This window comes from Streptomyces sp. NPDC006512, assembly GCF_040611935.1.
Lineage (GTDB): Bacteria > Actinomycetota > Actinomycetes > Streptomycetales > Streptomycetaceae > Streptomyces.
The window spans coordinates 51830-73847 of record NZ_JBEXPG010000035.1; the positions used below are offsets into that span (position 1 = coordinate 51830).

The following is a 22018-nucleotide window of genomic DNA, read 5'->3' on the forward strand; positions in this document are numbered from 1 at the left end:
ACAGTGACAGTTCTGATCATCGGCGGCAGCGGCTTCTTCGGGACCGAGCTCGTCCAGCAGGACGCATTCGACGCCCTCGCCGCGGATACGGGCCGGACCTGCCGACAGGGAGGCGACGAGACCCCTCAGTGCCCGGTGCCCGGAGGCGTTCTCCACCGTGACCGGGCCGGCTCCTAGCCCGATGACGACGATCCCGGCGGGCTGCGGCAGCACCCGCATGTCCAGCCCGCTGCCCGTAAGTTCCCGGAACCCGGCCATCCGTACACCGTCGAGAGAGGTTCCGCCCAGAGGGCGGGCGACCTCCCAGCCGTCGTCAGCAGTGCACTCCGGGGGTGTGTCCCCCGCGTCGTCTCTGGGGTCGACGACAGGACGGTCCGGACCAGGTCAGGTCCGGTCCTACGCCCAGCTCGCTCTCAGCACAGGGCAGGGCGCTTTGCCGGCCCGCTGCCCCCAGCGGAACGCACGCCCGGCCATCCACCGGACGCACCCAAAAAACCGGCAGCACCCAGCAAAAAGGCCCGGCCTCCAGAAGGAGGCCGGGCCTTGACCGAGCGCTGGGCAGGCCTTGCACCTGCATTCCCCCACGGGAAGTGGGGTGTCTTTCCTTGGACCACCAACGCCAGACCCGTCAACCGTTGTTCACGGCCGCGAGCTCAAGATCCAATATACAACAGCGACTGGCCGTGCCGGCACCGGCTCTGCCGACGAAGTGCCGCCGCTGACCACCTAACCGGACCGGAAGTTCCGCGGCGGTATCCCCCGCTCCACAGCGCGCCTCTATGAGGGGCGAGGGCAGCGGATGGGCTCTCAGCCGTTCAGTGAGAGGCGAGCAAGGAGTCGTCGAGGACGCCGGCCCCGGGGAGCTGATGACGCGCGGCGATCAAGGCGGCGTGGATGTCGATGGTGCCTGTGGCCACACACAGGGCCCGCTCAACGTCCGCAAGCTCCCGGCCCACCGGCGAGCCGTCTTCCGCGGCGTCGAGTACGGCCAGCGCCCAGTAGCGTTCGACGAGACCAGGGAGCACCGCCGGGTGAGCCATCAGCATGAGCAGTACCTTTCGCCAACAGGATCATCAGGTCACCGCCGCCTACCCGGCTGATCACCGTTGAACCCCCTCCGCCCGCCTGCATCTCCACCCGGTAGCCGTCACCGGCCTTGCGGCGCGTCCGTGCCCCGACCGGGCCGGTCTCCGCTTCGCGGGCCCGGCGTGGCCCCACCCGCCGTCATGTCACGCGGGGTCCGGAGGGTGCCCTCCCGAACACCGCTCCGCCTCCGTGGCAAGGACATCGACAAGGCGCCGAAGGTGTGGCCGCCAGTTCGATCGCTCGGGCGGGCATCCGCGAAGGCGCGGGGCGCGGACGTGGCCTCTGGCATCCCGCAGGAATGGGGATGCCGGGAGCCGGGGGCGGTCCGGTCGTGCCCCCAGAGCGCTCTGGGTTCCGGCCCTGACCCGCATACCCGTGCCGTCACGGACTGCCCCGCACGGGGAAGTCAGCGGTTTCAGGGGGCGTTGAGCCCAAGCTCCTGACGGTTGCTGTTCCTGGCCTGGGGGCTGTTGATGTTGCTGTTCGTACTGATGTTGTTGAAGAACGGGAGGACGCCGTTGAGGTTGACGGGCAGGATCGAGCCACCGCCCCCGTTGCCGTTGTCATCGTCGTCGCAGTCACCGCCCGTGATGGTCGTGGGGTCGCTGTACGAGTCCGCCGGGCTGCCTCCGCCTGAGACGGTGACCGTGTTGGTGACCGTGCAGGGGGCGTCGGCCGCGACGTTGACCGTCAGTTCGATGATGGGGTAGGACTCGAACGGGCCCACCACGCTGCTGTTGGTGCACGTGATTGACGTCGTGGAGAGATCGCATTCCCAGGAGGCCTGCGAAAGCGTGCCCTGCACGGTGAGGCCCTGCGGGAGGGTGTCCGTGAGGGTCACCGTTCCCGTCGTCGGGTCAGAGGTGGAGCGGTTGCTCAGCTGGAAGCGGTACACCCCGGTTTCCCCCCTGGCGAAGTCGCCCGTGTGGAACTTCGCCACGTCGAGCACGGGCGCGGCGTGCGCCGGTGTCGCGCCCGCGACGAAGGGCAGCGCGACGCCGGTACCGATCACCGTGGCCAGGGAGGCCATCCGCCGGCCCAGCCGATTCCACATGCTCATGGTCATTCTCCTGTTGTGTGAGGTACCGCGCAGCCCGGCCCGCCGTCTGAGGCCAGGGCGTCGGGAACGCTGGGACTGCAGACACAACGTTTCACCTGCGAAACGGTGAACAGGATGAACACCCAGATCACCCGATCGCCCCCACAAAGCCCTCGCATGCAAGAGAAACCCGCCCCTGCCCATACGCCTCGAAGTGCTGCCCGGCACTCATCGACACAACAGGGGCCGCTTCTACCGGCACCTGCTTTTCCGGCGAGGTGCCGTCCCCTGACGCCGTGGAAATTGCCAAGGACAGCACCCACTCCTTCCGCTACCTCGCCGCCGGCGACTACTGGTTCAACGACGACACCGCCGACAGCCAGTACGGCCCCAACAGCGGCATCCACACCTGACCAGCGCGGCTGCCGAGGGTCCCGGACCTCCAGGGCGTGGATCGAAAGTGCCTGGTGATGATGGCGGAGACCCAGTTCGTGATCCAAAATGATTGGATGGTCACGCTTGAAACTCCCCGATTGATCCTGCGTCGCTGGCGCGAAGAGGACGTTGCGCCCATGGCTGCCGTCAATGCCGACCCCGAGGTCATGCGGTGGATCCGTGACGGCAGCGTCCGTGACGAGCAGCAGACTCGCCGCGGGATCCAGGCGTGGGAGAGCGAGTGGGAGTCACGGGGCTTCGGCCTGTTCGCCGTGGAGATCCGGTCCACTGGCGAGCTGGCCGGGTTCACCGGCCTTTCGGTGCCCGAGTTCTTGCCGGAAGTACTGCCGGCGGTGGAGGTCGGCTGGCGGCTGGGACGTTCCCACTGGGGGCAGGGCTTGGCCACCGAGGCCGCTGCGGCCGCTGTCCGGTTCGGGTTCGAAGAGCGAGGGCTGGAGCGGATCGTCAGCATCACTCAAGTGGGCAACGACGCCTCCGAACGGATCATGACCAAACTGGGGATGCATCCGGTTCGTGAGACCGTCAATCCCACAGGAGGCCGGCGAGTTCGCGTGTTCGAGTTGTCGTCGGACCAGTACGTCACAACCAGCGGAGCTGCGGGCGCGTGAACAGCGCATCCACGCGGGCAGCGGGATTGATCGGGTCGACGACGTTCTTCCGGACTTGACGCTGAGCCGGAACTCAGGCCGGTTTGATGCGGTCTTCGCCACCGCTGCGGGGACCGAGGCGCCCCCAACACCCCCCACCCCCGCCGTCACGTGGTGCGGGCGAAGTCACCCCCCACCCTGAAGGTTGACCGGGCGGCGCCGGCAGTGGCCTCGTACCGGTCGGCCACCGCGTTGCGGCCGCTCGTCGTGTGGTCGTACTGGCCGGCGAACACGTGGGTTCCCGCAGGCACCGTACGGCCGGCCTTGAGCTCCCAGCGGTAAACCAGCGTGCCGCTCTGTTCGTGTACGGAGAAGGTGAAGTCGGCACCGGGCAGGGTCTGCCACGAGCCGCTGCTCTTGACGCCGCCCGTTTGCGCCACCCGCAGTTCGACGGTGAGCGCGGTGAGCGGCTGTCGGGTCTTGAGGGTGACGTTGCTCTGCGACCAGTGGGTCCTGCTGCCCGGGTCGACGGAGCCGTCGGCCCACAGCGGACCGTCCTCCGTCCGTTCTCCGCCGGAGGGCAGGGACGGTGACGGTGCGCCGGTCGTGGCGGGTGGGGCGGTGCGGCCCGGGTCGGGATCCGGTGTGGGGGCGGGTGGGGTGGGCGTGGGTACGGGTGTGTGGCCCGGCTCGCCCGAAGTGCTCCGGTCCGGCTGCGGATGCGGGGTCGCCTGCCCGAACGTACCGGGACCGGGGTCGGCCGGTAGCGGGGCCGCGCCCGTGTCGTGCCGCGGCACCGTGTCCTGGACGGCCTCGGCCGTGACGTAGCCGGCGACCAGCAGGGCACCGGCCGCGGCCATCGTGGCGAGCGTGACCCGGGACCAGGGCGCCGCCGCCGTCCGGCGGCGCCGGTACGGTCGCGCGAGGCCGGGGTCGGCCGTACCGCGTTGCACCCGGGCCAGTATCCGGGCGCGGTCGGGCTGGTGTGACTCGGCCGCCTTCCGCAGCTGTTCGCCCAAGTCGGTCATCGCTGAACCCTTTCCAGGAGTGCGCCCGCGTCTCGTGCCGCCAGCAGTCGTTCCAGCTCCGTCATGCCCTTGGACGTCTGGCTCTTGACGGTACCGACCGATATGCCCAGGGCCAGGGCCGTGTCCTTCTCGGACAGGTCGAAGGCGTGCCGCAGGACGACGCACGCCCGCTTGCGGAAGGGCAGCCGGGCCAGGGCCTGGCGCACGTCGACCACCACTGCCACGTCCGGGTCGTGCACGCGCTCGGCACGCACGGACCAGAACAGTGCGACGCGACGGCGCTCACGGACCGCGGCACGGATGCGGGCGCGTGCCAGGTTGGCGACGACACCGCGGGCGTAGGCGACCGGGTGGTCGGCCGACCGCAGGCGGTCCCACCGGTGCCAGAGCGCGATCAGCGCGTCAGCGGCGAGATCGTCGGCGGCGTCCGCTTCGCCGGTCAGGAGGTGGGCGAGCCGGGCGAGTTCGGCGTAGTGCCGCTCGAAGAAGGCGTGGAACTCCTCGGACGCGTCCTCTGCGAGCATGTGCGGGGTTGCCTCTCACTGTGCTGTGGCCACCCGTGACCGAGTGCCGAGCCGGGCTGGTCCGGGCCGTGCGGGCCGTGCGTGCGATCCGGCACGTCGTCCCGCGATTCTCGCGTTTGCACGCCGCGGGCGGGGGCCTGTGCCGGGTCTCACTTCATCGCCGCGCCGATGTCTTCGGTCCCGGTGGTGAGGAAGGTGGTCTCCGGAAGGGATCCGTCGGCCTTGCGCGGGCCGTAGGCCGTTGTCGCGTCGATGCTGCGCAGGAAGGAGCGCCCGTCCGGGAAGGGGCCGCCCTCGCCCTTGGCGTCCCAGCTGTTCGCGGCGCTCACGGCGCGGTGCCCCAGCTTGGCCGTGCCCCCGGCGTTCTGCGCGGCGAGGTTCCGGGACAGGCGCGAGGGCGAGGAGGCGAAGAAGAATCCGTCCGCGTGGTTGGCGTACGCCGTGTTGCGGTGCAGGATCAGGGCCCCCGGGTTGCTGTTCTCGGTGAACCCGTGGAGCCGGTTGTTCCAGGCGGCGTTGCCGGTGACGACGTGCGCGGCGCTCGCGCCGCCCCCGCCCAGCTTGAAGCCGTTGCCGTTGCCCTCGAAGGCGGGGTCGTTCCAGCGGTTCTCCCCGTTACCGTACGCCCAGCTGTTCTCGATCCGTACCGGACTGGCCCACTGCCACAGGTCGACGCCGTCGTCGGCGTTGTTCCACAGCCGGGCGCCGACGACCTTGTTGTTCGTGCCCGACCCGAACTTGATGGCCAGGCCGTCCGCGTTCTGGCCGTGGGTCCTGGGGTCGTAGTTGTCGTGGGAGTCCAGGTTCTGGATGAGGTTGTCGTTGGTGCCGTCACCGCGCAGGGTGAATCCGGAGTCGCCGTTGCCGTGGGTCCGCAGGTTCTTGAAGACCCCGCCGACGGAGGAGGTCAGCACCACCCCGTGCGAGGGTGAGTTCCGGAACGTCAGGTTCGACAGCGTCCAGTGGTCGCCGCCTATCGCCACCAGCCACTCTCGCGCGGGGAGCTTGGAGCCGTCGACCGTCACCTTCTCCGTGCCGTGGGCGGTGACGGTGATCCGCCGCGTCGGGGTTCCGTCGGCCTGGCTCTTGAGCGTGCGCGTGGGAAGGTACGTGCCTCCACGCAGCTGGATCGTGGTCCCGGGCCCCGCCTCGGCGAAGGCCCGCTCCAGGGCGGCGGTCGTGGAGACGACCACCGGCCGCGCACTCCCGGCCGCGGCGGCCTCTCCCCCACCGGGCGCGACGGCCAGGTACACCCCGCCGGCACCGGCCGTCAGGGCGAGAACTGCCGCGACCGGGAGCGTACGGGTCCTGCGGTGGCGTCCTGCACTGGTTGTCATCGTGAGGGATCCTCTGCGCGTATCGGGAAGGTCGGCGCCCCTCAAGGGGCCGCTTACCCGTGCAGTTGCCGCCGAGGACCGAAAGGTTGCCGTCCCGGCAGACATTTTTCCGCCGTCCACCGTTCCGCCGCTCACCTTTCCGTCGGGTACCGGCACGGCGGCCGGAGCCGGCGTGCGGCCGCGGGGGGGGGCGGGCAGGTCGCCAGTTCCGGCCGTTCCTTGGTGCGTACGGCGGGCAGCCACGTCGCGGGGGCGTGGAGCCGGCCGGGAGGCGCACGCGGACCTGCGGTTCGGGATGGATTCCGACGAGGTGAAGGGGCCGCCCTGGCGTCACCGGCCGCCTCCGCAGCCGCCGCGACACCTCCACGAACGAGTTCCCCGCCGCGCGCTCAAGCACGATCCGCGGCCGCTGGGCCAAGGCCTGGGCCGTCGTGCGACGACGTAACCAGCCCGCCAGTACCGCCCGCTGGGCATCGGTCACCGACAACGGAGGACCCGGACGGCTCGTACCCAAACCAACGGCAAACTGACTCAGGTCACTAGCGCAGCAATCGGTCCCTGGTCAGTTCCATCACCTCGGCCCGGCTGCGGGTGCCGTGGTCCGCGGCGATGAAGTACTCGCCGATCCGCAGCGAGAAGGCGAACATGCAGCGGATCTCCACCTCGTCCTCGTCAGGGCAGAACGCGCTGAACAGAGAACGCAGGTAGTCCATACGGCGGTTGTCGACGCGCCGCAGCCGCTCCGCGACGGACGCGTCACGCCGGGCCCAGTCACGGATCGCCAGCTCGGCCGCCACGCCCATCGTCGGCCCTTCGGCGGACGAGGCGATCGTGAACAACCGCTCCAGCTTGGCCCTGGGCTCGCCACCCTCGCTCTCAACCTGCTCGATCACGGCTTCGGCCACCGCGCGCTCCCAGGTGTCGAGCATCTCGTCGAGCAGCGCGTCCCGGTTGCGGAAGTACCCGTAGAAGCCGCCTTTGCTGACCCCTAGGGCCTGCGCCAGCGGTTCGATCCGGACAGCCTCCGGACCACCGGCGGCAAGCGCACGCAGGCCCTCCTCGATCCACTTGCCGCGCGGTGTGCGGGTCACGCCCACGATGTGCTCCTCCCTCACACCCATTTTTCTATACGGCACCGTATAGAAGGGTGCTAGTCTTCTATACGGCATCGTATAGATAGGGGCTTGCTCGTGAGACTTCCGATTTCCGCGCACACCTCCCGCCCATGGCGGATCCACGAGATCACCCGCGACTTCCGCGTCGAGGACGTCTGGCAGCTGCCCACGCCGGGTGGCCCCGACGACCTCGCCCTGCTCGTCGCCCAGTTCACGAGCGGAAAGGGGGACCCCGTGCCCTCTCCTGTGGGGCGGGCGCTCTTCGCGATCCGCTGGAAGCTCGGCGCCCTGCTCGGCTGGGACGAACCCTCCAGCGGTCTTGACGGCCGGGTGCCGACCCTGCGCGACCGTCTCCCTGCGGACCTGCGTGAGGGCCCGCGGGGACCGGACGCCAAGTCCGTGCCGTTCACCTCCGTCTTCTTGACGCACGACGAGTGGGCGGCAGAGATGGCCAACCGGACCATGCACGGGGTGATGCACATCAGCTGGGTCCCGGACGGGGCCGGCGGCCACCGCGGGCAGATGGCGGTGCTGGTGAAACCGAACGGGCGACTCGGCGCCCTGTACATGCTGGGGATCAAGCCGTTCCGCTACCTCGGCGTCTACCCGACGCTGATCCGCAGTATCGGCCGCGAGTGGCAGACGGGCGCCGCCGCACGCGAGCGTGGCGCCGCCTAGAGCTCTCCCACGGATCACTAGGCCGGGGTTCTCTACAGGGTCCGGTCGGGTGTGCAGTGGCGGGATCCGCCGGAGCGGTTCGGGCCGTGGGAGACCGTCTATGAGCGGCATCGACGCTGGTCAGCGGATGGCACGTGGACGATGCCGCCGCCTCGGATCCAGGCAGCCGAGGATCCCGCGGCCCAGATCGGGTGTGACGCGTCGGTGGACTCGACGGCAGTGCGGGCCCACCAACACACCATCGGCGCGAGAAAGGCGCCTACACCCACCTCGACACCATCACCCTCCCGGCCCTCGCCATATGACTCCGCACATGATCCGAGAAACCGCGACCGTGCCTTCACCGAGTCCGGAGGGCACGGCTACCGCTGGATCGACATCAAGAGGTTCCGCTACCCGCTGAAGTACCCGGCGATCTCGACTCAATCGCCGCCTTGATCGCCAGCGTCCAGTTCCGCGACGACTACGCGGGCGGCGGCATCGACCCGGACGGCACCCGCCATTGCCCGTGCTGGACGCACAAGGTCACCGTCGACGCCTACCAAGTCATCACCCGGGATGACGCGACGAGAACCCTCCAGGCTGGGCCGGCCGACACGGTCCGCTTCCCGGCTCCCTGGAGGACGTTCTGGCCCGTGAGGTGCACCCCATCCTCCGGGCGGCTACCAGCTGCTACGAGCTCCCGAATCTGGGCCCCGAGGCGTTCCATGACTGGGGAGGGGTGCATATCGACTTCCACGAGTTCGTTGCCATTGACCGCCGGGGCTCGTCCCTGACCCTGATCGTCGCCGCCGACGACTAACACTCCGCGCCGCGGCACTGCGCCGGCTCTGGCTCCGGTGCCGACAGGACCCCGGGAACCGGGGCACCGGGCACCGGGCACCGGGCACCGGAGCCACAGACCCGAGCTGCACCGGCGAAGTCCAAGCCGATGTCTCCAGGCGCCACCTGTTGCCCCTCCCACTCCTTATCGTCAATCAGACGATAATGGGGTAAGGTCGTAAACGTGACCGATTCGACGAACGAAGCAGACGCCCAACTCGCCACGCGCGCGGCCGAACTGGCGAGCGGCTGGGTGTCGGCGGACATCCCCCTGACGGAGAGCCAGGGATGGAAACTGGTCGGCCTCCAGCACCCGGGCTCCGGGCACATGGAGATGTACGTGTGGGACGACGTACTGGCATGGGAGCGCGAACTGGCCACCGTCCTGGCCGCCGACGACGGCACCCCGGAGAGCCGTGAACGCATCGCACGCGCCAGGGTCACGGCCGTGACGGCCATGCGCGACATGCTGCTCAGCGGCATCCTCGCAGGGGAGCGCGTGAACCTCCGGCGCGGGGGCGAGGGCCCCGATCCCCGCGAGGAACTGCGCCACTTCGTCGCCACCCACGCATAGCCCCTCAGAACCAGGAGACACTCGCATGTCCATGTCCCCCGATCGGGAAGACCGCTGGTGGAATGCCGCGCCGGCCCGGAACGCCTTGGAGAAGATCGACTCTTCGATGCACGCCGGCGATCTGCTGGAGGACCGGCTCGGCGAGGACTGCGACCGGTGGCTGGTCGCCGTGGCGCTGATGGCCTCCGACTTCCCCGGCACCATGGCGGAACTGGCCGACACCGCCGAGGAGGCCGCGCGCACCGGACAGTGCCCCCCGCCCCCCGAGTGGACGGCCATCGGCGAGGCGCTGGAGCGGATGATCAGTTTCGCCCCCCGGCTGGCCGTGGACCCCATCGTCTGCTGGATGGGACCGGACGGCCGCCGCCTGCTCGCGGAGCAGACCACGTGGTACTCCGAACAGGCATGCGCCCTCATACGCCATGGCGACCTGGCGATACGCCGGGAGCTCGCGAAGGACCGCGAGCGGATGGACCAAGGAGGCCCGTATCCCCCCGCTCCGGACCAGATGATCATCACAGCACTCCTGGAACTGGACGACCCGGAGACAAACCTGTTCCTCCTGCACGACGACAGGCTCACCCACCCCGACACGTTCGACGTCCTGACGGGCCGCCCCTTCGGGGCCGGCCGGACAGAGCCCGTACCGCGCCTGCCCGAGACGCTGGCGATGGCCGGGCGCATCGCGGAACTCGTCAGCCCCCGGGAACGGGCCCGCCGCTTCGACGCCTCCGAGCCCGAACACATCATGCTGGCCCTGCACGCGGTCAACGACGACGGCACGGCCGTGCTCGACTTCTACGAGCAGTGTGTGTCCGGGCTGTTGCTGGCCCGCGCCGGCCGCACCGACCTGCTCGCCGAGGCTCTGACCCTCGTCCCGCTGCTGCCCTGGGCGAGGGAGTCGTACACCCGGTCCCTGGCCGACCCGGAGGGCTCGGTGGAGTCGCTGGAGCGGGACGTCGTACTCACCCAGCACATCGACGGCTTCTACGAAGTGGCACTCGACCGGCGCACCCGCCGTAATTTCTACGGGGGCTCCGTCCGGCGCGACCGTCCGAGCCGCCTCCTCGCCCACAGCCACGCCCGGGCCGAGGACCCGTGGTATCCCCTCGACTGGGACGTCGCCCGCACCCGGGCGGCCGACCCCGCGAAGTGGAACCCCCGTGGGCTCCCCGCATACGACCTCCGCGCACTCGTGCAGTCCGCCGACTGCCCACCTGACCTGGTGCGCCGGCTGACCCATGAGGAGACCGCCGACGAGTACAGCTTCCTCCACCTCTTCCAGAACCGGTCCGAAGGCCTCGACCTGCTCCGCTCCCTGCGCCTCACCACCGACTCGGGCCCCATCGCCCTGTGGGCCGCCACACCCGACGGCGAGGACTGGCGTCCCGAGATCACGATCGCGGACGTCGTGCAGCTCGCCCACCCCGCCCACGCCCTCACGGACTGGTGGACCGGACGGGCCCTGTGGCCGTTCCCCACCTACGTGGAAGAGGCCGCCACGACCGCGCTGGAGGCGCTCCTCGCCGACCTCTCCCCCGAGCAGCGGACGGCCCTGACCGAACGGCTGCCCACCTTCGAGGGCACCCTGCCGGAACTCCTCGACGCGCTGCCACCCGCCACCCCGGCCCCGCAGATGGCCGGCCGTGACCGTCCATGACCGGCGATGTGCTGACGGACAACAATTCCGAAGCACCGTTTGTCCACCCTCAGTGGCGGCCTTGTGGGCGGTCAGATGGGCTACGGAGCGACGGTCGTGGCGACGGACCGCTTGCGGAGTCCTTCTGCCAGGTGCGCCATTTCCACTGACGTGCCGACCAGGCCGACTCTCCTCGGGCCGGCGGCCGCCAGCTGGGTATCGGCGGGTGACAGCTGGTGTACCTCGTGCAAGGCTCGCAGCACGGGGGACGACGCTGGTCTCCTCGGTCGCCAGGCGAAACCCTGCGGGCCCGCAATCGGTCGGCGGCGCCTGCACAACCTCTTCGGGAGCTGGGCCCGCGCCCAGCCACGCAGCATGCGTTGAGGACGGCCCGCCCACCGCGAGCAAAGCGCCGGCCCGCAGCAGGCCCCCGGTCGCGATTCGGCACCGGCGGGGCAGCGCCCACCAGCCCGCCTGCTGCCGACGGGCGGGCACGACCACTCGGTCGTAGCGGCCGGGCTCTACACGGTGCCCGCCAGGGGCGGTCGCGGACGGAAAGCGGGCCCGGTCAGAACACGTCGGTAGTCCACAGGACGTACATCTCCTCTGCTATGTCCAGGGCTTCCTTCACTCCCTGATGCCACGCGCGTTGCGCGGTGTCGTCCGGGACGGCGCGAAGGGCGGTGAGCACATCGGCCTGCATCCATGCTCCGCCCCAGTCGCCCAGCCCGGTCTGCCCCGTCTTGGCCGGTCGCGGGCTTGAGGGGATGTCGTAGCCCTCGCTCCGGAGAATCCCCAGAGCGGTACTGCGTTGATGCCTCATCAGGTGCCGTGGGGAGAAGATTCCGAAATGATCCCGGCGGATTGCGTTCCCGTCCAGGTAGGCCTCCCACGCCGCCTCCGCTGTGGGCTGGTCGCACCAGTCGACCACAGGGATCTCCATGAAAGGCCGCGCGGCCGACGGGCTGACAGTCGTTGCGCGCACCTCCGGCGGTGCGGAACCCACCACGGCGAAAGCCAGCTGATGACCCGGGACAGGCAGCTTGATGGTCTGTCCCGTCCCACTCACCCAGCTGGTCGTCATTCCCGCGGCGATCCGGACGGTGTACTCGCCATCGTCAAGCCCCTGACTCCCAGAGAACACAGCGTCGTCGAGATTCTCGGTCGGCACGCCGTTCCGCTCGAGGAAGTTCCGGATCGGAGGACCCCCGGTCGCGGAGACAATGTCGAAGTCGTAGTCGTCCGGACCGCCGCTCCAGTCTCGACCGAGTGCGTCGGCGGAAGACCGGCAGGCAACACCGTCCCTCACCACATACGTCCTGCGGGTCAGCGCGCAGGTAACGAACTTGCGACCCTCAGACGTAGAAACCCTCACCTCCAGACGCGTCTGCATCAGGTCCATGCCATCCCCAGACACCGTCTCCACCCAGTCGGTGCGGATCCACTCGTCGGCCATGCTGCTCCCCCTACCCCACCGCAAACGCGAGGTGGCCAGGATAGAACGCCCGCCGCGGTGCGGCGGCCGGCACCTCTCCCGGCACGGCCAACAGGCCCCTGCCCGCCACGGTCAGCCGGCACAGTGCCGCGCCGAACACACCGTCTGTCAGGGTGGCGAGAGCGTCGGCTTTCGTGTCCCAGGGGGACAACCGGTCCTCGTCCGACGTGTCCTGGGTGAGCGTCAGGCCTGGGTCGTCGAGCCGAAGCGCCCGCGTGCGCCGCCGGAACGGATGAACACGAACAGCCGGAACACGCTCTCCCGCTTCGCAGGGACCACGATCTCGTCGTGGGCCGGCAGCCATGCCAGCCCAGCAGCCCGGTCAAACTCCGGGTGCACGCCGGTACCACCGACCTGGGCGGGGAATGGGGTGCTGCCGGGTTGACCGACTGCGGGAGGGGGCACAACGGCCCGGCAGGCAGGGCCCGACAGCGACAACAGACCCCGGAGTGCACGCTGACCTCGATGAGCACCGAGCGCACAGCCCTTCGTTCTCAGTCCGCCGTCGCCGAGACTCGCCAGGCAGCCCGGGCGTTCCCCGAAGCCCGGCAGACAGCTCAGCCACATCGCGCGCGAGAGGACACGGTAGTCACCCAGCCAAGGGCCTGAGCGACTCGTGCGTCCATGAGAGCGGCGCCATTGGCAGAGCGGCTGCAGGGCCTTGGCGTAGTTCGATAGGCCGGTCGCGCTACTTCGGCTCGACGGGCACGGGGGCCGGCAAGAGGTGACCCGGGATCGCGAGGGAGGTGACGCTGTTGGCGATATCGGAGGACAGGTTCTTGCCCTGGTGGTCGATGTCGGAATGGACGAGGCCTACGAGCGGGGCCTTCACCGCTGGGAGTTGGGCGGCTGTCGGGCCCTACTGTCGCGAACAGCACCGGGCGAAGACGGCTCCCGATGCTCCGACGAGAGCTACTTACGCGTCGGGGTGCTCTGGCAGGGCGAGCCAGTCCGACCAGGAGACCTCTCGGCCGAGGAAGCGCGGCTGCTCGAACGGCCAGTCGGCAGCGATCCACTGCGGCACCAGCTCGTCGAGGGCCTGCTCGACCTCGCTGCCCACCAGCTCGTCCACCACCCACCAGGAGATCTCGGCGTCCGCGCCGGCCCTCTCCGGTGGGTCGATGTAGACGCAGCCGAGCAGAGCTGTCTCCTCTGCGTCGAACAGCGCGTAGTTGAAAGACTGGTGTGCGTCGATCTCCTTCTCGTGCCGCAACAGGTCTGCCTGGTCGGCCTCGTAGGTCATGGTGGCCGCGGGCCAGCCCCAGGCTGGGCCGTAGATGGCCCACAGCCGCTCACGCGAACCCATCACAGCCGGGTAGTCGAGCGGGGTGTCCGTCTCCCGGATCGGCCGCAGGTGATGATCACTGCCCGGCAGCGGTATCAGGACGGGATGGACGAAGTGTGCGGGGAGCCAGCTCATGGCGCCCGACCGTAGCAGCGCGCGGCCGTCCGCTCCCCTGGATTTTCCTCGTATACCGCCAGGCCCTGCCCTCATGCCGGGCAATGCCCGCGATCACCCGATCGAGACTCCCCTTCGATCGACAGACTCCGTGATCGGTATCGAAACGGCCTCAAACCTCGACGCCGACGGGCGACGGGCGACGGGCGACGGGCGACGGGCGACGGGCGACGGGCGACGGGCGACGGGCGACGGGCGGATCGTACTGGGCGTGGACGTGAGCAACTGGCTCCGCCCTGACGCTCCCACCAGCGACTACAGGCTGTTCTGCCACGTCTATGGGCGTGGTGCCCGAAAGACGAACCAGTTCATCCCGCACATACCCAACTCTGGCTCACCCTGCCCCTCACGGAAGACCTCCGACGGCCTGGGAACGACGAACCGAACCCCGCCACCGAAGGGCTGTCCCGTAACTGAGCCTTGGCACGGGAGTGATCGGCTGAGATCGGATCCTGGGTCCCACCCTTTGGAAGGCGCCGACCTCGGTTCAGCCCTGTGAGCACACGACACAGCAGCGGATGGCAGGTTTCGTCATCCCGGCAACGTGTGGTTTCACCCGCCTGGAGAGATGAGCAGGGCCCCTGTTATCGTGCGCCGATGTCAATGATCAAGCAGTTCCAAGTGACCTTCGACTGCGCGGAACCTGCGCGCCTCGCCGCCTTCTGGTGCGAGGTGCTGGGGTACGTCGTACCGACAGTCCCGGAGGGCTTTGCCACGTGGGAGGAGTACCACCAGTCGCTGCCGCCTGAGGACGAGGTCTACTTCGCGTGCGCTGATCCCTCGGGTGTGGGCCCGCGCGTGCTCTTCCAGCGAGTTCCCGAAGGCAAGGTCGTCAAGAACCGGGTGCATCTTGATGTGCGGGTCGGCACAGGGCTCGTGGGTGACGAGCGGCTGGCCACGCTCGAGGCCGAATGCGCACGGCTGATGGCGCTCGGCGCGACCCACGTGCTGACGCAGCGCGCCGATGGCGTCAACGAGTCGTGCATCACGATGCAGGACATCGAGGGCAACGAGTTCTGCCTCGACTGATTCTCCTCCGAGACTGCGAGGGGGGAACCGTCTCCCGGGGACCTCTCAGGTCTCGTTTGCGGCGGAAGCTATCCCGTGAGAGCGAGGTTGTGCAGTCGGGCGATGCCCAGCTTGGCGTGTCGGACCCCGTCGCCCTTGAGACGGCAGTCGCGGAGGATCTTCCAGATCTTCATGCGGGCGAAGACGTGCTCGACGCGGGGGCCCGTACCTGTTTGTGCGGGCGTTTGTGCTCGCGCTTCCAGCCCGGCAACTCTTCGCCTGGGCTGCGGCGGTGGTGCATGAGGAGGGCGGTGCCGGGATAGCCGCCGTCGGCCATCGTGAGGGTCCTGCCCAAGGCGGCCTTCGCTCCAGACTCCTCCCCTGCCCGGCGGTCGTTGCGATTGCCGGGCAAGGGCTCACCGGCCACAACGACCAGGCGGGTATCCGCGTCAATGACGACCTGGTGGTTGGTGGAGTACCGATAGTTCCAGCAGCACCGGTCCTCCAGCGGCAGGTCCCACGGCCGCGCCTGGCCCGAGAGGTGACTCCCTCGCGGCGAAACGCGGTCACCAACTTCCCAGAATGCGCATATGACTGACGAACTGGTGAGGTTCCTTGAGGCGCGGCTGGATGAGGAGGCCGACTTGGCCCGGCGCTGCGACGGTGACGGTTGCGGGGAGTGGTCTGCCCAAGGGCACACTGTCGACTTCTGCCAGGTTGACCTCCCCGGGTTCCATCCCACGATTGCGCTGCATGTGGCTCTGCACGACCCGGCCCGCGTCCTGCGCGAGGTCGAGGCCAAGCGGCGCATCCTGGCACGTCATGCCCGTGATCCCTGGCCGTACCACGACTTGCGTGACCTTGCTTCGCCCTACATGGACCATCCTGACTTCCCCGCCCGGGCGTGAGGAGCGCAGCTGACGGGCAGAGCGCCCGACGCGCCTGAACCGAGCCCCGCTTCCTCAAGATGCGCAGCTTGGCACCTGGGCGGTGGGAGGCGAGGACGTCCGCAACGGCCAACCCGCGGCGACTGCGAAAATCGCTGTTCGATCACCGGAGCACGGTGATAGACATCCGGCGTGGAAAAGAATCTTGAGTTCCCTGACCTGTTGCGACTGATCGATGAACGGTCGACCGCCTTCCGCGCCGTGGTCGCCGCCGCGCCCGGTCTCGATGCGCAGGTGCCGACCTGCCCCGGGTGGACGCTGTTCGATCTGGTGAAGCACCTGGGTGGGGGAGACCGTTTCTGGGCCGCCATCGTCGGCGCGGGGTCTGCCGACGCTCCCCCGGCCGAGGCCGTCGCCGCGCGCGCCGCGCTGGAAGTGCCGCAGGAGCGTGAGGCCCTGCTGGCCTGGCTGGACGCGTCGACGCAGCTTCTGCTGGGCGCCCTGCGCGCGGCGGGACCGGAGAGCGGTTGCTGGACGTGGTGGCCCGCGTCGCAGTCACCGCAGACCGCCGACGGTGTCGCCCGGCACCGGGTCCAGGAGACCGCGGTGCACACCTACGACGCCCAGCTCGCCGCAGGCGCCCCTCAGCCGCTGCCGGTCGAGCTGGCGCTCGACGGTGTGGAGGAGTTCCTGTTCACCGTCTGCGCCACGCCGAGTGCCTGGCCGCACAAGCCCACGGCCTTCGACTTCCACTCCGCCGAGGGCCGCTCCTGGCGCCTCACCGTCGACGGTGACGGTGCACGCTCGACCCTCATCCCCGCGCCCACTGCCGCGACCGGCGAGGACTCGGACGCAGCCGGCGCCTCCGTCCATGGCACGGCCAGTGAGTTGGTCCTCTACCTGTACGACCGGATCCAGGCCGACTCCTTGCACGTTGACGGAGACGCAGGGCTGCTCGACCTGCTCCGCGCCTGGGAGCCGGAGGAGAAGTAGGACGTAGCGGGGGCGGTCGGCCGCGCCTGGAGCCGGAGCCGGAGCCGGTAAGACACGACTCTTCGCCAGGTTCGTCAGTCGCGGCACCGGGCTCATACCCGCGAGGCGTCTTCGAGGCGTCGCCAAGCCGACCGTGGACGTGATCCGCTACTTCGTCGACAACGGCTCGAAGTGGCGGGCCACTCCGGCCGACTTCCCACCGTGGGACCGGGTCTACGTGTTCCGGGGCTGGCGGGACCACGATCTGGTCCGCGAGCGGGCCGGGCGGGACTTGGAGCCGGGCGCGGGCCTGATCGACTCGCAGTCGGTCGAAGCGGACGCCGGTCGTCGGCTCTGGCAGCTGCGGCTTCGACGGCGGCAAGCAGATCAACGGCCGCAAGCGGCACCTCGTGGTCGACACCCTTGGCCTGCTGCTGGCGGTGATGGTCACCGCAGCGGATGTGGGCGACCGGGACGCGGACCAGGTCCTGCTCACCCAGGTCACTGCCGCGCATCACCTGCTGGCCCTGGCCTGGGCCGACGGCGGATACACCGGCAGCCTCGTCGAGTACTGCCTCGCGGCCCTCGCCCTGGTCCTCGCCATCGCCATCGCCAAACGCAGCGACGACATGCGCGGCTTCGTCGTGCTGCCCAAGCGGTGGATCGTAGAGCGGTTCTTTGCCCACCTGATGCGAAGTCGCCGTCTCGTGCGCGACTTCGGGCGGTCCATCGCCGGCGCGGCGGCGCTGGTCTACTGGTCGATGACGATGCTCATGACCCACCGCGTTGCCCGGCTACGTCATTCGCGAGCGTGCATCGGCCAGGTGCCGGCTCGATCAGCCAGCCGCGCCCCGTCAGCCGCTTGGCCTTCGATAGCAGTGCCTCCACCTTTCCCGGTACGGGGTCCAGGCCGAAGCAGGCGGCCATCTCCTGGCACGTCACCGCTCCTTGACCACTGCTGTCGGCTTCGCCGCCTCCGCCGGTTCGGGCCGTGCCGACCGGTCAAGCGCCGTCTGTGAGCGGAGCTACGCGCTGGGCTGGCCCACCCTTGTCGGCGGTTACATGAAAATGATCAGCGCGGTACGTGCGGACGTGAACAGCTCCGCCATGTCGAAGCACAACCGGAGCGGCGGTCACGAGGTCCTGGTTCCAAAGTCGCTGTCGAGGTAGGCCCATCAGCCGATGTTCGCCCCGCCCACCGATGTGATCATGAGGGCTGTCCGATCGAGCTGAGGAGAAAATCATGCGGGTGGAGCAGGTGGACTGGGTTGAAGTCCCGGCCGGGTGGCTGCGTCGGGGTACGCCGATTGACGAGGTGGCGGAAGTGGCCCGCCGCTATGCCGACACCGGGGTGCCGGTGGAGTGGTACCAAAAGGAAGCCCCGCGCGCAGAGGTCCACCTCCCGGCATTTCGGATCGCCCGTACCCAGGTCACGGTCAGCCAGTGGGCACTCTTCGCGGCAGCGACCGGCAGGCCGATCCCGCAGGCGCCTGCGGACCATCCGGTCATCGGGGTCACCTGGGACGCCGCGACGGCCTACTGCCAGTGGCTCGGGGAACAGCTCGGCGGCCTTGAGGTGCGGTTGCCCACGGAGGACGAGTGGGAGCGCGCTGCCCGTGGCGACGACGGCCGGGAGTTCCCGTGGGGCGCGCAGTACCGCACCGGCCTGGCCAATCTGGTGGACCTGGACATCGGCACCACGATGCCGGTCGGCTCATTCCCCGAAGGCGCCAGCCCTTTCGGGGTATTGGACATGGCCGGCAACGCCGACGAGTGGACCTCCACCCTCTACGCCCCCTACCCGGGTGCTCCCACCGAGGTACCGGACATCGAGGACTGGGCATTCGATCCACACGTCACTCGAGGCGGGGCGTTCCGCCACGACCGGGACTTGGCCCGGTGTGCCCGTCGCCACGGTGCTTACGAGCAAGACCTGGCGGCGATAGGTGTGGGCTTTCGCCTGGCGGCACCGACCGAGTAGAACGGCACGCCGTACACGCGAGCACCGCATGACGTGCGGCAGCTCCTGAAACTGTACGCCCAGCCCGCCCCGTCTCCCGGCCCCCGCAGGAGGCCGGACGGCCGAGGGGCTGCCGGGTGTCTGTGGGCATCGTAGGGGACCGTCCGACCGATCAGGCCTCGGCGACGATGCCGGCTTCCCAGGCGAGGACCGCGGCCTGGATCCGATACTCCAGCCCAAGTCGTCGGAGCAGGCGCGAGACGTGTGCCTTCACCGTGGTGATGGACAGATGGCACTCATCGGTGATCCGCTGGTTGGTGTGCCCGCCACCGATGAGGGCCAGCATCTGCCGCTCCGTGTCCGTGAGGTTGCCGATCATCTGCAGCAAGTCAGGAGAGCCTGCGGACGGACAGCCCCGAGTCAGCGTGCGCATGATCTTCGGGTCGAGGACGTTGCCGCCGGCCGCCACGATCCGCACCGCGTGAGCCAGCTCGTCAGGTCTGCAGTCATGCACGACGAAGCCCGAGGCTCCGGCGCGGAGCACGTCGAGGACCCTCCCGTCCGGGCTGGAGGAGGTCACCGCAAGCACCCTAGGCGGGAATCCAAGCCCCAACAGTTGGCGGGTGGCCTCGACCGCACCCTGGCCGGGAAGGGACAGATTCATGATCACGACATCGGGCTGATACTCCTTGGCTGCCTTGACGGCCTGCACAGCATCAGCCGCTTCACCCACGACCACCATGTCACCGCTGGCCTCCAGTACCGGATGCAGGCTGGACCGGTCATGGCTTTCGACGATCAAGACGCGACTCACACGCTTTCCTTCCGTCCCGGCGCTGCGACGCCGCTGCGAGCTGGCGCCGTGACCAGTACCCCCCGCGGCACCCGGCGTACCCGGCCTGGACGGACTGCACACCCACGGCCCAACCGACTCGCTCAGCCCAGCGACAGGCAATGGCCGAAAGGCACAGCTGCCCCCTCCGGCCTCCTGCGCACATCAGATTCCTATTCGACTCGGCGTCCAGGAACAGAAGGCTCGCGCATGCGCCGACACTGCTGCATCGCGCTTCTCCTCGACCCAGCCGTGCTGACAGACGGACTTCTCCACAGACTCACGCTCACGCCCACGGCCAGCACGAGTACCCGGAGGACCGGTCACACCAGTGCGGGCCATCACCGACGCCCGCGCCGGGGACCACCGGTCAGCGGACGATCTTGACGCCGAAGCGTCCGCCGAGGGCCAGCCCGAGAGCGGTGTGGAAGTGGGCGTACATCTCCAGGCCGCGGGCCGCCGCCAGCGGTCCGAGGTCGATGATGTCGGTCCAGCCGTAGGCGTTGAGGAGTTCGCGGGCGGCCGCCTTGGCCTCGTCATGGTCTCCGGCGAGGAACATGGTGTGGTCTCCGCCGCCGAACTCGGCGGGGTTGACGACGGTTTCCTGCTCCTGGGTGACGAAGGTCTTGACGACCTTGGTGTCGGGCAGGGCGCGCTGGATCTGTTCGGCCAGGCTGTCGGTGTCGACGGGGTCCAGGCGCGGCATTTCGCCCCAGGGGGTGGGCCACGGGTTCGGGGCGTCGCCGGGCTGCTGGTAGACGTACGGGACCGCGTAGTCGATCAGGACCTTGCCCGCCAGCGCGGTGGCGGGCAAGGCGGCCAGGGCGGCGACCGCGTTCGCGCCGTCGATGCCGTTGATGACCAGCTCACCCGCCTCGGCGGCCTCGGCGAAGCTGGCCAGGGTCAGTCCGGGGTGAGTGGCATGGAAGGCGGCGAAGGGTGCGGTGCCCATCATGTCGGGCTCGGTCCGGGCCAGGGTGGCCTCGGGGTCGCGGGTACCGATGACGACCTGGTGGCCGAGAGCGGACAGGCGCGCCGCGTGCTGACGGGCGCCGGCGCCGGTACCAAGAATCGCGATCTTCACAGTGCTGCTCCTGAGGTGGGGGATCCTGCCTTACGGCAGACGGCCCGATGGCCGCGAAAGCGACATTACGACCCTTTGAGGACACGAGGTGTCCTCAAAGGGAGACGCCCACTCCCCCGGACTCTGACCGGCGGCGTCCCGGGTGCGACCGGCGGCGGTGCGCTGGTCCTCCCGGACGGCTTCGTCTGCGTCCAGGCACCTGACCACCATCGGCATCGACATCGCGGCGAGCCCGCGCGACGGCATCCAGGCCCCTGTCGAGATCCGTCGCCGGCTCCTCAAGGGAGCTCCCGACTGGGGCGGGGAGGAGGTGCTGGAGACCGTGTTCCGGCAGGTTGTGGCCGGACCGCTCGCCATGGCGGAGACGGCGCACGGGCTCATTGACCGGTGCGGACCTCGTCGATGCGCCGCGCCAGGGCCTGCGTCTCCGCGATCAGCCGCGCTTGCGCCTTCTTCTGCTCCTCATCGCCCTGGGCCTTGAACGCCACGCTGAAGTGGGGTTGGAGCTGGGTCCACCAGCCGTAGTCCAGCATCGCCCACGCCTGTGGGCAGAGGGGGGCGCGGGTTTTGGGGAGGTAGCCGCTGTCGACCAGGGACTTCTGGTACTTCTTCGGGTCGCTGCCCTCCAGGTAGCACAGGAAGTTGAAGGCCCGCTGCTGGGTGACGGGGTGGTCGCTCGACATGCCCTCCAGGGTCGGCGTGCCTTCCTTGCGTGCGATCTCGTCGAAGAGGATCGCGGCGGCCAGCGACGGGCCCGGCCCGACCTCGTTGACGGTGTAGAAGGACGCGAAGCCGTCCGCCGCGTCCTCTTCGAGGCCGAGGTTGGCCAGGAGGAGCTGGCGTTGCAGGGCGTGGCCCATCTCGTGGCCGAAGATGAATTCGGTCGACAGCACGGTCAGGTCGTCGGTGTTGTATTCGGACGCGGGGAACGGGGCGGGCCGTTCGACGGTCTTCACGACATCGGCGAGGGCCTTCTCGATCTCGGTCAGGAACGGTGGCGGGACGAAGATCGTCCTGCCGTCGGGCTGGGTGACGGCGTCGGTGACGCCGGGCGGCACGTCGGCGGTGACCTTCACGACCATGTCGTGCGGGAGGGCGAGTGATCTGTTCACCCAGTCGGCCGTACGCTCCAGCACACGGGACTTCCGGATCAGCGCCACGGCCTGCCGGTCCTCCGGTTTGACCGTTTGGGCCTCGTAGACGACGGTGACCCTGCCGGAAGGCGCCGCCTCGGGGCGAGGCCCTGCTCCGGGCCCCCGCCCGGCGTCGCGGGCCTCGCCGCCGCACCCGGCCGAGACGACCCCGGCGAGGACCAGCACGCCTGACAGAACGATGCGCGCCCGTTTCGGGCGACCGGCGGTGTTCGGCATCCTTGGTCGGCTCCTGTCGCGTGTTCCCGCACTGATCCTCCGCCCGTCCGGCGGCGGGCGCCCGTC

Annotated in this window: 22 protein-coding genes and 4 pseudogenes; 11 read left to right on the top strand and 15 right to left on the bottom strand. The window is 69.4% G+C overall.

Annotated features, from left to right (window positions below; translation table 11 throughout):
* Nucleotides 1–3 precede the first annotated feature (3 nt).
* Entirely contained in the window at nucleotides 4–177 is a 174-nt protein-coding gene (locus ABZZ17_RS24040) for a hypothetical protein (RefSeq protein WP_356878367.1), read from the top strand.
* A gap of 638 nt (nucleotides 178–815) precedes the next feature.
* On the opposite strand, the gene ABZZ17_RS24045 is transcribed toward ABZZ17_RS24040, so the two are convergent.
* Nucleotides 816–1046: a DUF5133 domain-containing protein gene (locus tag ABZZ17_RS24045; RefSeq protein ID WP_356878368.1), complete on the bottom strand. Its 231-nt coding sequence runs from the start codon at nucleotides 1044–1046 to the stop codon at nucleotides 816–818.
* 455 nt (nucleotides 1047–1501) lie between these two features.
* Nucleotides 1502–2146, bottom strand: coding sequence for a hypothetical protein (locus tag ABZZ17_RS24050; protein ID WP_356878369.1), 645 nt, complete (start codon nucleotides 2144–2146; stop codon nucleotides 1502–1504).
* 488 nt (nucleotides 2147–2634) lie between these two features.
* Here ABZZ17_RS24050 and ABZZ17_RS24055 point away from each other — a divergent pair, with 488 nt between their 5' ends.
* Nucleotides 2635–3189, top strand: a complete 555-nt coding sequence (locus tag ABZZ17_RS24055) for a GNAT family N-acetyltransferase (RefSeq protein WP_356878409.1) — start codon at nucleotides 2635–2637, stop codon at nucleotides 3187–3189.
* 146 nt (nucleotides 3190–3335) lie between these two features.
* On the opposite strand, the gene ABZZ17_RS24060 is transcribed toward ABZZ17_RS24055, so the two are convergent.
* The 4 genes from ABZZ17_RS24060 to ABZZ17_RS24075 all read right to left on the bottom strand — a co-directional run bounded on the left by ABZZ17_RS24060 (nucleotide 3336) and on the right by ABZZ17_RS24075 (nucleotide 7154).
* Nucleotides 3336–4196: a hypothetical protein gene (locus ABZZ17_RS24060; RefSeq protein WP_356878370.1), complete on the bottom strand. Its 861-nt coding sequence runs from the start codon at nucleotides 4194–4196 to the stop codon at nucleotides 3336–3338.
* Nucleotides 4193–4720 carry a SigE family RNA polymerase sigma factor gene (locus tag ABZZ17_RS24065; RefSeq protein WP_356878371.1) on the bottom strand — a complete coding sequence of 176 codons (528 nt, stop codon included), beginning with the start codon at nucleotides 4718–4720 and terminating at the stop codon, nucleotides 4193–4195. The genes ABZZ17_RS24060 and ABZZ17_RS24065 overlap by 4 nt, the downstream gene beginning before the upstream one ends.
* 149 nt (nucleotides 4721–4869) lie before the next feature.
* On the bottom strand, nucleotides 4870–6057 hold the full coding sequence (locus ABZZ17_RS24070; protein ID WP_356878372.1) for a right-handed parallel beta-helix repeat-containing protein: 1188 nt from the start codon (nucleotides 6055–6057) through the stop codon (nucleotides 4870–4872).
* Between the two features lie 539 nt (nucleotides 6058–6596).
* A complete protein-coding gene (locus ABZZ17_RS24075; RefSeq protein WP_356878373.1) occupies nucleotides 6597–7154 on the bottom strand; it encodes a TetR/AcrR family transcriptional regulator in 558 nt (185 codons plus the stop codon).
* Nucleotides 7155–7247: 93 nt separating this feature from the next.
* Here ABZZ17_RS24075 and ABZZ17_RS24080 point away from each other — a divergent pair, with 93 nt between their 5' ends.
* The 4 genes and pseudogenes from ABZZ17_RS24080 to ABZZ17_RS24095 all read left to right on the top strand — a co-directional run bounded on the left by ABZZ17_RS24080 (nucleotide 7248) and on the right by ABZZ17_RS24095 (nucleotide 10906).
* Nucleotides 7248–7850: a DUF2867 domain-containing protein gene (locus ABZZ17_RS24080; RefSeq protein WP_356878374.1), complete on the top strand. Its 603-nt coding sequence runs from the start codon at nucleotides 7248–7250 to the stop codon at nucleotides 7848–7850.
* Between the two features lie 24 nt (nucleotides 7851–7874).
* Nucleotides 7875–8105 (top strand): annotated as a pseudogene (locus ABZZ17_RS24085) (transposase); the annotation flags it as partial.
* 751 nt (nucleotides 8106–8856) lie between these two features.
* Nucleotides 8857–9246 (top strand): hypothetical protein, encoded by a 390-nt coding sequence (locus ABZZ17_RS24090; protein ID WP_356878375.1) that lies wholly within the window; start codon nucleotides 8857–8859, stop codon nucleotides 9244–9246.
* Between the two features lie 25 nt (nucleotides 9247–9271).
* Nucleotides 9272–10906, top strand: a complete 1635-nt coding sequence (locus tag ABZZ17_RS24095; RefSeq protein WP_356878376.1) for a hypothetical protein — start codon at nucleotides 9272–9274, stop codon at nucleotides 10904–10906.
* 547 nt (nucleotides 10907–11453) lie between these two features.
* Here ABZZ17_RS24095 and ABZZ17_RS24100 read toward each other — a convergent pair.
* The 4 genes from ABZZ17_RS24100 to ABZZ17_RS24115 form a co-directional block, all read right to left on the bottom strand.
* The gene (locus ABZZ17_RS24100; protein ID WP_356878377.1) at nucleotides 11454–12341 is read right to left on the bottom strand and encodes a hypothetical protein; all 888 of its coding nucleotides are present in this window, start codon (nucleotides 12339–12341) and stop codon (nucleotides 11454–11456) included.
* A gap of 222 nt (nucleotides 12342–12563) precedes the next feature.
* Entirely contained in the window at nucleotides 12564–12719 is a 156-nt protein-coding gene (locus tag ABZZ17_RS24105) for a hypothetical protein (RefSeq protein ID WP_356878378.1), read from the bottom strand.
* 349 nt (nucleotides 12720–13068) lie between these two features.
* Nucleotides 13069–13212: a hypothetical protein gene (locus ABZZ17_RS24110; RefSeq protein WP_356878379.1), complete on the bottom strand. Its 144-nt coding sequence runs from the start codon at nucleotides 13210–13212 to the stop codon at nucleotides 13069–13071.
* A gap of 84 nt (nucleotides 13213–13296) precedes the next feature.
* A complete protein-coding gene (locus ABZZ17_RS24115) occupies nucleotides 13297–13800 on the bottom strand; it encodes an N-acetyltransferase (protein WP_356878380.1) in 504 nt (167 codons plus the stop codon).
* Nucleotides 13801–14436: 636 nt separating this feature from the next.
* On the opposite strand from ABZZ17_RS24115, the gene ABZZ17_RS24120 reads away from it, so the two are divergent.
* Nucleotides 14437–14868 carry a VOC family protein gene (locus ABZZ17_RS24120; protein WP_356878381.1) on the top strand — a complete coding sequence of 144 codons (432 nt, stop codon included), beginning with the start codon at nucleotides 14437–14439 and terminating at the stop codon, nucleotides 14866–14868.
* A gap of 68 nt (nucleotides 14869–14936) precedes the next feature.
* Here ABZZ17_RS24120 and ABZZ17_RS24125 read toward each other — a convergent pair.
* Nucleotides 14937–15334, bottom strand: a pseudogene (locus ABZZ17_RS24125) (transposase); the annotation flags it as partial.
* Nucleotides 15335–15437: 103 nt separating this feature from the next.
* On the opposite strand from ABZZ17_RS24125, the gene ABZZ17_RS24130 reads away from it, so the two are divergent.
* From ABZZ17_RS24130 to ABZZ17_RS24140, 3 genes and pseudogenes are all read left to right on the top strand, one after another.
* On the top strand, nucleotides 15438–15755 hold the full coding sequence (locus tag ABZZ17_RS24130) for a DUF6221 family protein (RefSeq protein ID WP_356878382.1): 318 nt from the start codon (nucleotides 15438–15440) through the stop codon (nucleotides 15753–15755).
* Nucleotides 15756–15926: 171 nt separating this feature from the next.
* Nucleotides 15927–16727 carry a maleylpyruvate isomerase family mycothiol-dependent enzyme gene (locus tag ABZZ17_RS24135; RefSeq protein WP_356878383.1) on the top strand — a complete coding sequence of 267 codons (801 nt, stop codon included), beginning with the start codon at nucleotides 15927–15929 and terminating at the stop codon, nucleotides 16725–16727.
* Nucleotides 16728–17116: 389 nt separating this feature from the next.
* A pseudogene (locus tag ABZZ17_RS24140) lies at nucleotides 17117–17419 on the top strand (transposase); the annotation flags it as partial.
* Nucleotides 17420–17477: 58 nt separating this feature from the next.
* Here ABZZ17_RS24140 and ABZZ17_RS24145 read toward each other — a convergent pair.
* Nucleotides 17478–17660: pseudogene (locus ABZZ17_RS24145) on the bottom strand (hypothetical protein); the annotation flags it as partial.
* Between the two features lie 289 nt (nucleotides 17661–17949).
* On the opposite strand from ABZZ17_RS24145, the gene ABZZ17_RS24150 reads away from it, so the two are divergent.
* The gene (locus tag ABZZ17_RS24150) at nucleotides 17950–18687 is read left to right on the top strand and encodes an SUMF1/EgtB/PvdO family nonheme iron enzyme (protein WP_356878384.1); all 738 of its coding nucleotides are present in this window, start codon (nucleotides 17950–17952) and stop codon (nucleotides 18685–18687) included.
* Nucleotides 18688–18838: 151 nt separating this feature from the next.
* Here ABZZ17_RS24150 and ABZZ17_RS24155 read toward each other — a convergent pair whose 3' ends face one another.
* From ABZZ17_RS24155 to ABZZ17_RS24165, 3 genes are all read right to left on the bottom strand, one after another.
* Nucleotides 18839–19480 carry a response regulator transcription factor gene (locus tag ABZZ17_RS24155; protein WP_356878385.1) on the bottom strand — a complete coding sequence of 214 codons (642 nt, stop codon included), beginning with the start codon at nucleotides 19478–19480 and terminating at the stop codon, nucleotides 18839–18841.
* A gap of 388 nt (nucleotides 19481–19868) precedes the next feature.
* Entirely contained in the window at nucleotides 19869–20582 is a 714-nt protein-coding gene (locus tag ABZZ17_RS24160) for an NAD(P)-binding domain-containing protein (protein ID WP_356878386.1), read from the bottom strand.
* Nucleotides 20583–20959: 377 nt separating this feature from the next.
* A complete protein-coding gene (locus ABZZ17_RS24165) occupies nucleotides 20960–21952 on the bottom strand; it encodes a DUF4344 domain-containing metallopeptidase (RefSeq protein WP_356878387.1) in 993 nt (330 codons plus the stop codon).
* Nucleotides 21953–22018: the final 66 nt, after the last annotated feature.